This is a genomic window from Georgenia satyanarayanai, assembly GCF_009193135.1.
Taxonomy (GTDB): domain Bacteria; phylum Actinomycetota; class Actinomycetes; order Actinomycetales; family Actinomycetaceae; genus Oceanitalea; species Oceanitalea satyanarayanai.
The window spans coordinates 28,548-39,770 of the sequence record NZ_VUKC01000003.1 but is presented as its reverse complement, the minus strand read 5'-3'; the positions used below and the strand labels follow the sequence as shown (position 1 = coordinate 39,770).

The following is an 11,223-nucleotide window of genomic DNA, read 5'->3' as shown; positions in this document are numbered from 1 at the left end:
CCACGCCCCTGCGCGACTCGGCCCGGAAGACTGCGCGTTCAGGCAGACCACGGTTGCGGGGCCTACCGTGCAGCCATGAGCAACCTCGATGCAGTGGGCGAACGGGACGCGTGGCGCTGCTGGCTGTGCGACGAGCCGGTCGACCCGAACGCCTCCGTCAACTCCGACCTCGGCCCCAGTGTCGACCTGGGCCTCGCCAGGTCGAAGAAGGGCGCGCGTGGAACGGAACGTCTCGCCCACCGCGCCTGCAACACGCGCAAGGGCGCGGTGAAGCCGGTCGTCGCGTGGTCCTCCGACCTGTTCGTCGTCGACCCCGCGCCCATCGCGGCAACCGTGGAGCGTCTGAGCCGCAAAAAGGGCCGCGAGGTGGTGGCACGCTGCCCGAGCCGGGAGGACGCCGACGCGGCCGCCGCCTGGCTGGTCGACCGGCTCTCGCGCTTCGCTCCCGAGCTCCCCGTGACGACGCAGGTCGAGCCCGGCGGGGGGCAGTTCATGCTGGTGCTCCGCACCGCGTGAGACGGTCGGTGACGAGCGCGATGTCGTCCGGCCCCTCGCCGGTCGGTGTGAGAGGTCGGTGACCTACCGGCCCACCTCCGACAGCGTGAGCCCGGTGTCGGCGTCGAAGAGGTGGGCACGGTCGAGGTCGACCGTGACGGACATCCGCTGGCCCGGTGTGCCGGTGACGGTCGGCCGTGCCTTGACCTTGAGCATCTCCTTGCCCACCTTGACGTCGACGACGGTGCGGTCACCGAGCGGCTCGAGACCGTAGAGCTCCCCGGTGAGGGCCGCGTCGCCCCGTGTCTCGACCGACAGGTCCTCGGCGCGCACGCCGAGCAGCAGCGGACGGCCGTCCTCCGCCGTCGTCCACCGCGGCCGAGGGAGCGTCCATCCCTCCGCCCCCACCAGCCGGTCGCCCTGGGCGTGGCAGGCGAGCAGGCTGATGCGCGGGCTGCCGACGAAGGCGGCGACCCACTGGTTCGCGGGGCGCTCGTACACCTCGGTCGGGGTCCCGACCTGCTGCACCGTGCCCTCCCGCAGCACCGCCACCTGGTCGGCCATGGACAGCGCCTCGACCTGGTCGTTGGTCACGTAGACGAAGGTGCCGCCGAGGCTGCGGTGGATCCGGGTGAGCTCGGTGCGCATCTCGACCCGGAGCTTGAGGTCGAGGTTCGTCAGCGGCTCGTCCATGAGGAAGGCGCGCGGGCGGCGGACGAGGGTCCGGGCCAGGGCGACGCGCTGCATCTCGCCGCCCGAGAGCTGGGCGGGCTTGCGCCCCAGCAGCCGCTCGATGTGGAGCAGGTCTGCGACGTCCTTCACCGCGGCGGCGATCTCGTCCGCCGAGGCGCTGCGGGCACGCAGCGGCGAGGCGATGTTCTCGAGGACCGTCTTGCGGGGGTAGAGGGCGTAGCTCTGGAACACCATGGCGAGGTCGCGCGCGGCCGGCGTGTCGCCGGTCGCGTCCCTCCCGTCGAGGTGCACGGAGCCGGCGTCGAGCTTCTCGAGCCCGGCGATCGCCCGCAGGGTCGTCGTCTTGCCCGCACCGGACGGCCCGAGCACCACGAAGAACGAGCCGTCCGGGACCTCCAGGGTCACGTCGTCGAGCGCCTGCACCTCACCGAAGGACTTGCGCAGCCCGTAGGCAGCCACCGTTCCCATCAGGCCACCAGCTCTTCCGTGCTCGAGTCGTAGACCGGCGGGGTCCCGCCGGTGTGCCGCAGACCCACCGGGGCCTCGGCTCCGAAGCGGGTGGTCGGAGGCATCCGCACACGCACGTCCCGCCCCCCGCTGGCGACGACGTAGATGATCTCGTCACCGAGTACCTCGACGGACACCACGCGTCCCGGGACGGTCCCGTCCGCGCCGGCCGGGGTGATCTCCAGTGCCTCGGGGCGAACGCCGGCGACGAGCGGGCGGTCGCGCCGCAGCCCCGGCGGTGGGGCGAGCGCGAGACCACCGGGCGTCCGCAGCTGGCCGTCCGCCACCTCGACCTCGAAGAGGTTCATCGGCGGGGAGCCGATGAAGGCGGCGCAGAACAGGCTGGCCGGACGGTCGTAGACCTCCAGCGGCGTCCCGACCTGCTCCACCCGGCCCTTGTTGAGGATGGCGATGCGGTGCCCGAGTGACATCGCCTCGACCTGGTCGTGCGTGACGTAGACCATCGTCGTGCCGAGCTCGGCCTGGAGGTGCTTGATCTCGGTCCGGGTGTCGGCCCGCAGCTCGGCGTCGAGGTTGGTCAGCGGCTCGTCCATGAGGAAGGCACGGGGGCGCCGGACGAGGGCCCGGGCCAGTGCGACCCGCTGCTGCTCACCGCCGGACAGCCGGTGCGGCCTGCGGTCCAGGAGCGGACCGAGGCGCATCATCCGCGCGGCCTCCTCGACCCGTTGCTGGACCTCCGCCTTGGGCCGGCCCTCCGCGCGCAGCGGGAAGGCGAGGTTGTCACGGGTCTTGAGGTGCGGGTACAGGGCGTAGAACTGGAACACCATGGCGATGTCCCGGTCGGCGGGCGGCAGGTCGTTGACCAGCGTGTCGCCGATGCGGATGTCACCCGACGTCTGCCGCTCCAGGCCGGCCATGGCCCGCAGCGTCGTCGTCTTGCCGCAGCCGGAGGGGCCGAGCATGACGAAGAGCTCGCCGTCACCGATGGACAGGTCGACGTGCTCGACGGCGACCGTCCCGTCCGGGTAGCGCTTGTGCAGGGAGGTGACCTCGATGCCGGCCATCAGCGTCGCACCGCCCCGAGGGTCACTCCCGCGACGAGGTGCTTGCGCACGAGGTAGGCGAACACGAGCACCGGCAGCGCGAAGACGACAGCGGAGGCGGCGACCAGGCCCCAGTTCACCGTGGTCCCTCCGATGAGACCGGCGATGGCAGGTGGGGCCGTGCGGACCTCCTGGCTGGACGTGAGGAAGATGGCATAGACGAACTCGTTCCAGGAGAAGATGAGCGCGAACACCGCCGTGGCGGCGATGCCCGGGACGAGCAGGGGCAGGGTGAACTTGTGGAAGGCCTGCAGCCGCGTGTAGCCGTCGAGCATCGCGGCGTCCTCGTACTCGGAGGGCACCTCGTCGACGAAGCCCTTCATCATCCAGATCGTGAACGGCAGGTTGAACGCGGTGTAGATGAGGATGAGCCCCAGCCGGGTGTCGATGAGGCCGAGCTCGCGGTACATGAGGAACACCGGGATCACGATGACGACGGGCGGCATGAACCGGGTGGAGAGGATGAAGAAGAGCTGGTCCTTCTTGGCCTTGAGCGTGAAGCGCGAGTAGGCCCACGCCGCCGGCACCCCGAGCAGGGTCGCCAGGGCGGTCGAGCTGCCGGCGACGATGACCGAGTTGAGGAAGGACCCCGAGAGGTCCGAGCTGCCGCCGCCCGGTGCGACGAAGACGTCCCTGTAGTGCTGCAGGGTGACGTCGAACCCGAAGAACTTCGCCGGGACGGCGTAGATGTCCTGGCCGGTCTTGATCGATGTCTGCAGGATCCACATCACCGCGAAGAGCGAGGAGCCCAGCAGCACGGCGAGCACGGCGATCTCGATGGTGGCGCGGATCGCACCACCCCCACGGCGGGCTCGGGCAGAGCGTTGGGTGACGGGCCCGGGAACGGCGTCGTCGACGGAGATGGCCATCAGCCCTCCTTCAGCTTGTTGAGGTAGCGCAGGTAGAACTGGGCCAGCACGATGACGACGATGACCATGAGGATCCCGTACGCCGACGCGGTGCCCGTGCGGAAGCCGAGGAACGCCACCTTGTAGACGTGGAAGGACAGGGTCTCGGTGGAGACTCCCGGTCCGCCGTTGGTGAGGACGTAGACGAGGTCGAACTGGCGGAAGGCCTCGATGGCCCGGAACATCACGGCGATGAGGAGCAGGGGCCACACCATCGGCAGGGTGATGTTGCGGAACCGGAACCACTCCGAGGCGCGGTCGATCGACGCCGCCTCGTAGAGGTACTTGGGCACCGCCGTGAGCCCGGCGAGCGCGATGAGCATGATGAACGGGGTCCACTGCCAGGTGTCGACGAGGATGAGGGCGAACAGGGCCGAGCGCTGCTGGGTGAGCCACTCCACCGGCTCGAGCCCGACGGAGGTGAGCAGGCTGTTGATCACGCCGAACTGGGCGTCGAGCATGAAGCGCCAGAAGAGTCCGACGACGACCGGCGAGAGCATCATCGGGATGAGGAACAGCGTGGTCAGCAGCCCACGCCCGCGCGTGCGCCGGGAGATCAGGTACGCGATGGAGAAGCCCAGAACAGTCTGCAGGGCCACCGCACCGGCGACGAAGACCGCCGTCGTCACAGCTCGGGTGTGCACCTCCGCAGACGTGAGGACATCGGCGTAGTTCGCGAAGCCGACGAAGTCGCCGGGCACGCTGCTCGTGGCCGAGTAGTCGGTGAAGGACAGGTACAGCGCCCACAGCAGGGGGAAGACGGACATCCCGAGGAGCAGGAGCATCGCCGGGGAGATGAAGGCCACGGCGAGCCCGCGGTCACGCAGGCGGGGGGCCCGCCCCGGTGCAGGAGGCAGGGGCGCTGCCTCCTGCACGGGGGTAACGGCCGGCTTGGTCACGCTCATCTCACAGCCCGCCGTCGCCGTCCAGCACGGACTGCTGCTCCCGGGCGATGTCGTTGAGGGCCGCCTCCGGGTCCTTGGCCCCGTTGAGGGCGGCGTTGACATTGGTGTTCTCGATGTCGATGAGGCGTGCGTACACGGGCACGTTCCACATATCCCGCTGACGCGAGACGGAGTCGGTGTAGACCTGGTTGAACGGCCCGGCCTCGAGGAACTCCGGGGACTCCAGGGCGTCGGTACGCGAGGGCACGCCGCCGGCCGCGGCCCACTTCTTCTGGATGTCCTCCTGCTCGAACCACCGCATGAAGTTCAGGGCCTCGGCGACCCGGTCCTCTGGCGCGTAGGCCGAGATGTGCATCCCCATGCCACCGAGCGGCACGGTGTCCGTCTCCTGCGTCGGCAGGGTGGCGAAGCCCAGGACGTCGAGGATCTCCTCACGTGTGTCACCGAGTGTCGACTGCGCCGGGTCGATGAGACCACCGCTCGCCGCGATCCAGTTGAACGCGATGCAGGCCGTTCCCTGCGCGACGGCGGCGTTGACCTCGTCGAGGAACCAGTTGCCGGAGCCGGGTGCGGTCAGCGGCTTCATCTCGTTGACGAGGATGTCCATCGCCCGGTGTCCGGCCTCGTCGTTGATGACGCCGTCGATCCGGCCCTCCTGCTGGACCCAGAGGTTGCCGCCGTAGACGCCGTTCACGGTGTTGTAGGTGACCGCCGCGGCGTCCGAGCCGTTAGCCTGGTGGAAGGCCAGCCCGTAGACGCCTGGGTTGTCCTCCTGACACTGTCGGGCGGTGTCGATCATCTCGTCCCAGGTCGCGGGAGGCTCCTCACCGATGAGGTCCTTGCGGTAGATCATCGTCCAGGTGTCACCGAGGAGCGGCAGGCCGTACATGCGGGCGTTCTCGTCGCGCTGCCCCGTCTCGGCCTGGGGGTACTGGCCGTAGGCGGCGAGGAGGTAGGGGTCGTAGGCGTCGGTCTCGATGTTCTCGTTGATGAAGTCGGTGATGTCGAGGATGTTGCCGTTCGTCACGGCCTCACCGATGTGCTGGGAGTCGAGGACGGCGATGTCGAAGTCGGTCTGCCGTGCGGCGAACTGCGTGAACATCGCGTCGTGCCAGTTCGCGTTCGGCACCGTGTTGACGTTGATCGTCACGTTCGGGCGCTCCTTGGTGTACTCCGCGTTGGCGAAGTCCTCGAGGAGCTGGGCGGGGGGCCACTCGAACCAGATGAAGCTCAGGTCCAGCGGCTCGTCGGTGAGCTCGGGGATCGTCGCGGGCGCCGCGGGGCCGCTCGCCTCCCCGGTCCCGTCGTCCGCGTCGGCGTCGTTGTCGCCGCCGCAGGCCGCCAGCGCGAGGACGGCCAGCGTGGTCGCTGCCGCCGCCCTCACCGTGCGGCCCCGGCGAGAGCTCCGTCGGTCTCGCAGTGCGTTGCTCATCAGTTCTCCTGCTTCCTGCATCGGGATCATTGCCGGATCTGACTGCCGTGCGTGCGGCGTCACCAGGACGTCGCGATGTACTGGGTCTCCATGAACTCGAGGAGTCCCTCGGAGCTCCCCTCGCGTCCCAGGCCGCTCTGCTTGGTCCCGCCGAAGGGGGCGGCCGGGTCGGACACGAGCCCGCGGTTGAGGCCGACCATGCCGCTGTCGATGCCCTCCGCGAGGCGTAGGCCGCGGCCGAGGTCACCGGTGTAGAGGTAGCTGACGAGGCCGTACTCGCTGTCGTTGACCATCGTGAGCATCTCCTCCTCCCGCTCGAAGCGGACCACCGGGGCGACCGGCCCGAAGATCTCCTCGTGGAGGACCCGGGCGTCCGGCGGCACGTCGACGAGCACCGTCGGGGGGTAGAAGCAGCCCGCCTCGTCGGGTCGCGTGCCGCCGAGCACGGCGCGGGCGCCGCGGGCGAGGGCGTCCCGGACGAGCTCGTCGACCTTGCGGGCGGCGTCCTCGTTGATGAGCGGACCGCACTGGGTGCTCTCCTCGGAGCCCGGGCCGACCCGGACCGCGGCCATCTGGGCGACGAGGCCCTCCACGAAGGCGTCGTAGACCGCGCTCTGCACGAAGAACCGGTTCGCGGCAGTGCAGGCCTGGCCGCCGTTGCGCATCTTGGCGACCATCGCGCCCTCGACGGCCGCGTCGAGGTCGGCGTCGGCGAGGACGACGAAGGGGGCGTTGCCGCCGAGCTCCATCCCGCACTTGAGCACCTGGTCCGCGGCGGTGCGCAGCAGGCGGCGGCCGACCTCCGTCGACCCGGTGAACGAGAGCATGCGCGTGCGCGGGTCGGTGAGCATGGTCCCGACGACGGGACCGGGCTGGGTGGTCGTGACGACGTTGAGCACACCCGCCGGCAGCCCGGCCTCCTGCAGCAGGGCCGCGACCGCGAGGGCCGTCAGCGGCGTCTCGGTCGCCGGCTTGAGGATCGCGGTGCACCCGGCCGCCAACGCCGGCGCGATCTTGCGGGTCGCCATGGCTGCGGGGAAGTTCCACGGCGTGACGAGGACGCTGATGCCCACGGGCTGGTGCGTGACGACCAGCCGGTTGGCCCCGCTCGGGGACCGACCGACCTGGCCGCGCAGCCGGACCCCCTCCTCGGCGTACCAGCGGAAGAACTCGGCGGCATAGGTGACCTCGGACCGGGCGTCCGCCAGCGACTTGCCGTTCTCGAGGCTGATGAGGAGGGCGAGCTCCTCGCTCCGCTCGCGCATGAGGTCGAAGGCCCGCAGCAGCAGCTCCGCGCGGGCGCGGGGCGCGGTGGCCGCCCACCCGGCCGCCGCCTCGGCCGCGGCGTCCACCGCCGCTTCCGCATCGGGGGTGCGGGCGTCGGCGACGGAGGCGAGGACCGCACCCGAGGCGGGGTCCCGGACGTCGATCCGACCGCCGTCGGAACCGCCGCGCCACGTGCCGGCCACCAGGAGGTCGGTCGGCACGTCGAGGGCGTCGAGGACGGGGCGCATGGACTCGTGCATGGTGATGCTCATCGGGCACCTGCTGTCGTGGTGAGGTCCGGCGACGCGGAGCCGGGAACGGTGGTCTCTCGGAGGGCGGCGCGGTCGCCGGTGTGCGCAGCGCGGACGATCCGCTCCAGGGCGTCGACGTCGAGCGGGCGCGGGTTGTTCGCGATGAGGCGCGCGGCACCCAGCGCCTGCTCGGCCGTCCAGCGCAGCCGGTCGGCGGGCAGGCCGAGCTCCGCGAGGGTGGCCGGGATCCCTACCGAGGCGAGCAGGGCGGCGACCCGGTCGATCGCCTCCCCGGCAAGGTCCTCCTCCGTGGTCTGCGCGGACGCGCCCATCGCCACTGCGACGGCGGCCAGCTCAGGCACCCGCGCGGGACGGTTGAACTCCATGACGTAGGGCAGCAGGACGCCGACCCCGATCCCGTGCGGGGTGTGCGTCAGGGCACCGACCGGGTACTGGATGGCGTGCGCCGCCGCCGTTCCGGACGTGCCGAGGGCGAAGCCTCCCGCCGTGGCCCCGAGCATCATCGCCTCGCGCGCACCCATGTCGCCCGGGTCCGACCAGGCACGGTGCAGGCTGCCGGCGACCTGTCGGACGGCCATCAGGGCGTAGGAGTCCGTCAGCTCGTTCTTGCCGACGAAGACGCGCTCGGTCGCCAGCTCGGTGGTCACCGGACGGCGCACCGCGGTGAACGCCTCGATCCCGTGCGACAGGGCGTCGGCACCGGCGCTCGCGGTGAGGGCCGGTGGACACCCGAGGGTGAGCTCCGGGTCGCACACCGCCGTGTGCGGGATGAGGTACGGGCTGGAGATCCCCACCTTGCTCACGCGCTCGGGATCGGTGAGGACGGCCACGGGCGTCACCTCCGAGCCGGTGCCGGCGGTGGTCGGCAAGGCGACCACCGGCGTCACCGGACCGGGGACCCGCAGCTCGCCGTAGTAGTCCGACGCCTCGCCACCGTGCGTGAGGACCACGGCGACCGCCTTGGCGAGATCGATGCAGCTCCCACCGCCCATCCCGACGACGACGTCGGGGGCGGCGTCCCGCACGAGCCCGGCGCACTCGTTCACCTGGCGCACCGGGACGTCCGGCAGCACCTCGTCGAACACCGTCACGTGCACGCCGGCGCCCTCGAGCAGCCCGACCAGCTCGGCGAACTCCGCCGTCGCGCCGAAGCGAGCGTCGGTGCAGACGAGGGCGCGGGAGCCGAGGGCCGCGGTCAACGCGCCCAGGGCGTGCCGCTGCCCGGCGCCGAACACCACTTGTCGAGGCCCGCGCAGGACACCGAGCATGCTCATGGAGACTCCAGGGTGAGGGAGGAGAGAGCCAGCGGGACCGGTACGCGACGGTGCGAGAGGAAGAGCCGCTGTGCTTTTCCTATACGATCTGATTGACGAGATCATGGAGCAGTGGAGGAGCCGCTGTCAACCATGGTCCGCGAACGAGGTGGAGAGGGGCACACGCCTGTGGACGACGACGGGATCCGACCCGGCCGTGGCAGTGACGGCACACGGCTCAACGGGCGCCCCCGGGGGCGGCTCGCCGACGAGGTGCACGAGACGCTGCTCCGCCAGCTCATGTCCTCACGCATCGTGCCGGACTCCCGCCTGACGATCGACGCGCTGGCGCGCGAGCTGGGCGTCTCGCAGACGCCCATCCGCGACGCCCTCAACCGCATGGAGGCCGACGGGCTCGTCGTCCGTGTGCCGCACGCCGGCTACCGGATCCCGCCCCAGATCACGCGCGAGCGGTTCGACGACATGCTCGAGATCCGCCTCCTCCTCGAACCGGCGGCCGCCCGCCGGGCGGCCCAGCGGGCGACGCCGTCGGAGGTCGACGAGCTGCGACGCCTGCTCGAGGAGATGGCGGGGCTGGACGAGGGTGACGGGCCGACCGCCTACGGTGCCTTCGGCCTGCGTGACGCCACGTTCCACGACCTCGTCGCGCGCACCGGGGGGAACCAGCTCGTGCGGGAGGCGCTGGCCCGACTGCACACGCACGTGCACCTCTTCCGCCTGGTCTACGACACGCAGGTCACCGACCTCGCCAGGGGTGAGCACGACGAGATCCTGGCCGGGATCGCGGCGCGCGACCCGGACCGGGCCGCCTACGCGATGCGCCGCCACATCCTGCTCTCGGGCGAGCGCTTCCGGCCCTTGTTCGACGGTTCTCCACCGCCGCACCCAGGGCTTGACTGACGGGGCCCGGGGCGCCATCCTTGCAGCGGATCCGATAGGATCGCCCACGGTTGCTCGTCCTTCGGGCCGAGTGCCATCCCTCACCCAACGTTGAGTGCGAGGAGATTCAGGTGCCCAGAGCGTTGCTCCTGACCGGCGATGCCGCCGAGGAGCTTGACACGATGTACCCCTACTACCGGATACAGGAGGGCGGGTGGGACGTCGACGTCGCCAACAAGTCGATGCGTGACGTCCAGCTCGTCATCCACGAGTTCGACCCGGGCTGTGACGCGTACGTCGAGAAGCCCGGCCGGAAGCTGCCGGTCGACGTGCTGTGGGAGGACGTCGACGTCGACCGCTACGACGGCCTCATCATCCCCGGGGGCCGCGCTCCCGAGTGGATCCGCGTGGACGACCACGTGCGGCGCATCACCGAGCACTTCTTCGCTCGCAACCTGCCGATCGCGCTCGTGTGCCACGGCGCGCAGGTGCCGGCGGACTACGGGCTGCTCCAGGGCCGCAGGACCGCGTGCTTCCCGCCCATCACCCGCGACATGGAGCACGCCGGAGCGACGGTCGTGGACGCGCCCGACGTCGTCGACGGCAACCTCGTCTCGTGCCGGGGCTGGCCGGACATGCCGCAGTTCGGCCGGGCGATGATGGAGCTCTTCTCGAACTCTCTCGTCAACGCCTGATGCGCACGACCGCCGGCTGCCGGTGATGGAGGAGCGCACCGTCGTCGTCGACGGCTCGCCCGTCCACCTCCTCCAGGGCGGTAGAGGACCTGCGGTGCTCCTCCTGCACGGCTCCGGACCCGGGACCACCGGGTCCGGAGCCTGGGCCGCGACCGTCGAGGCGCTCGGAGGGTCGTGGCACCTCGTGGCTCCCGACCACGCGGGCTTCGGCCGCACTCCGCTCCCGCCGGGGTCACGAGGCGGGCTGCGGGTGTGGACGGAGCAGGCCGCCGGGCTGATGGACGCCCTGGGGCACCGCTCGTACGCCGTCGTCGGCCACTCCATGGGCGGTGCGGTCGCCCTGGCCCTGGCGGCCGCGCGTCCCGAGCACGTCACCCACGTCGTGCCCGTGTCCACCATGGGCGCGCCGGGGGCGCCGCTGTCGGCGGAGCTCGACGCGGTGTGGGCCGCCCCCGCCACCGAGGACGGCGCGCGGGACATGCTGGGCCGCCTCCTCCTCGACCAGTCGCTCGTCACGAGGTCGGCGGTCGCGGCCCGGACCGCCGCGATGCAGGCCGGTGAGGCGGCGTTCGCGACGCTCTTCCCGCCGCCCCGCGCGCGGTGGGCCGAGGACCTCACGCTGTCGGAGCAGACGCTGGCGGCCGTCCACGCGCCGGTGCTGCTCGTCCACGGCGCCCAGGACCGTGTCACTCCCCTGCCGGCGACCCTGCCGCTGCTCGACCACCTCACCGACGTCCGGATGCACGTCCTCGGGCGGTGCGGCCACGCGCCGGCGCTGGAGCACCAACGCGCCTTCCACCACCTGCTGTCGGACTTCCTCTCCGGGACCTGAC

General features: G+C 71.2%; 11 protein-coding genes. 4 read left to right on the top strand and 7 right to left on the bottom strand.

From position 1 onward, the window contains the following. Positions 1 to 75 precede the first annotated feature (75 nt). Positions 76 to 516, top strand: a complete 441-nt coding sequence (locus GD632_RS05030; RefSeq protein ID WP_152189441.1) for a hypothetical protein — start codon at positions 76 to 78, stop codon at positions 514 to 516. A 63-nt stretch (positions 517 to 579) separates the two neighbouring features. Here the strand turns inward: GD632_RS05030 and GD632_RS05025 are convergent, their stop codons facing one another. From GD632_RS05025 to GD632_RS04995, 7 genes are read right to left on the bottom strand one after another with little or no spacing between them, the layout of a single operon-like run. Further along, positions 580 to 1,656, bottom strand: a complete 1,077-nt coding sequence (locus GD632_RS05025) for an ABC transporter ATP-binding protein (protein ID WP_152189439.1) — start codon at positions 1,654 to 1,656, stop codon at positions 580 to 582. Further along, positions 1,656 to 2,720, bottom strand: coding sequence for an ABC transporter ATP-binding protein (locus GD632_RS16455; RefSeq protein WP_152189437.1), 1,065 nt, complete (start codon positions 2,718 to 2,720; stop codon positions 1,656 to 1,658). Before GD632_RS16455 ends, GD632_RS05025 begins: the two co-directional genes overlap by 1 nt. Then, a complete protein-coding gene (locus GD632_RS05015; RefSeq protein WP_152189434.1) occupies positions 2,720 to 3,628 on the bottom strand; it encodes a carbohydrate ABC transporter permease in 909 nt (302 codons plus the stop codon). Before GD632_RS05015 ends, GD632_RS16455 begins: the two co-directional genes overlap by 1 nt. Beyond that, positions 3,628 to 4,566, bottom strand: coding sequence for a carbohydrate ABC transporter permease (locus GD632_RS05010; protein ID WP_226924607.1), 939 nt, complete (start codon positions 4,564 to 4,566; stop codon positions 3,628 to 3,630). Before GD632_RS05010 ends, GD632_RS05015 begins: the two co-directional genes overlap by 1 nt. Positions 4,567 to 4,573: 7 nt before the next feature. Beyond that, positions 4,574 to 6,004 (bottom strand): extracellular solute-binding protein, encoded by a 1,431-nt coding sequence (locus GD632_RS05005; protein WP_152189430.1) that lies wholly within the window; start codon positions 6,002 to 6,004, stop codon positions 4,574 to 4,576. A gap of 59 nt (positions 6,005 to 6,063) precedes the next feature. After that, positions 6,064 to 7,542 (bottom strand): NAD-dependent succinate-semialdehyde dehydrogenase, encoded by a 1,479-nt coding sequence (locus tag GD632_RS05000; protein ID WP_152189428.1) that lies wholly within the window; start codon positions 7,540 to 7,542, stop codon positions 6,064 to 6,066. Continuing rightward, positions 7,539 to 8,816 (bottom strand): iron-containing alcohol dehydrogenase, encoded by a 1,278-nt coding sequence (locus GD632_RS04995; RefSeq protein WP_152189426.1) that lies wholly within the window; start codon positions 8,814 to 8,816, stop codon positions 7,539 to 7,541. Before GD632_RS04995 ends, GD632_RS05000 begins: the two co-directional genes overlap by 4 nt. Before the next feature lie 168 nt (positions 8,817 to 8,984). Between GD632_RS04995 and GD632_RS04990 the strand changes: the two genes are divergently transcribed. The 3 genes from GD632_RS04990 (at position 8,985) to GD632_RS04980 (ending at position 11,222) form a co-directional block, all read left to right on the top strand. Further along, entirely contained in the window at positions 8,985 to 9,716 is a 732-nt protein-coding gene (locus tag GD632_RS04990; protein ID WP_226924604.1) for a GntR family transcriptional regulator, read from the top strand. A gap of 110 nt (positions 9,717 to 9,826) precedes the next feature. Beyond that, positions 9,827 to 10,390, top strand: a complete 564-nt coding sequence (locus GD632_RS04985; RefSeq protein WP_152189421.1) for a DJ-1/PfpI family protein — start codon at positions 9,827 to 9,829, stop codon at positions 10,388 to 10,390. Between the two features lie 25 nt (positions 10,391 to 10,415). Next, entirely contained in the window at positions 10,416 to 11,222 is an 807-nt protein-coding gene (locus GD632_RS04980; RefSeq protein WP_226924603.1) for an alpha/beta fold hydrolase, read from the top strand. Position 11,223: the final 1 nt, after the last annotated feature.

What these genes read in the sequence shown, in the direction of transcription:
- GD632_RS05030 (WP_152189441.1), top strand. Translation starts at nt 76, where the DNA reads ATGAGCAACCTCGATGCAGTGGGCGAACGGGACGCGTGGCGCTGCTGG.
- GD632_RS05025 (WP_152189439.1), bottom strand. Translation starts at nt 1,656, where the DNA reads ATGGGAACGGTGGCTGCCTACGGGCTGCGCAAGTCCTTCGGTGAGGTG.
- GD632_RS16455 (WP_152189437.1), bottom strand. Translation starts at nt 2,720, where the DNA reads ATGGCCGGCATCGAGGTCACCTCCCTGCACAAGCGCTACCCGGACGGG.
- GD632_RS05015 (WP_152189434.1), bottom strand. Translation starts at nt 3,628, where the DNA reads ATGGCCATCTCCGTCGACGACGCCGTTCCCGGGCCCGTCACCCAACGC.
- GD632_RS05005 (WP_152189430.1), bottom strand. Translation starts at nt 6,004, where the DNA reads ATGAGCAACGCACTGCGAGACCGACGGAGCTCTCGCCGGGGCCGCACG.
- GD632_RS05000 (WP_152189428.1), bottom strand. Translation starts at nt 7,542, where the DNA reads ATGAGCATCACCATGCACGAGTCCATGCGCCCCGTCCTCGACGCCCTC.
- GD632_RS04995 (WP_152189426.1), bottom strand. Translation starts at nt 8,816, where the DNA reads ATGAGCATGCTCGGTGTCCTGCGCGGGCCTCGACAAGTGGTGTTCGGC.
- GD632_RS04980 (WP_226924603.1), top strand. Translation starts at nt 10,416, where the DNA reads ATGGAGGAGCGCACCGTCGTCGTCGACGGCTCGCCCGTCCACCTCCTC.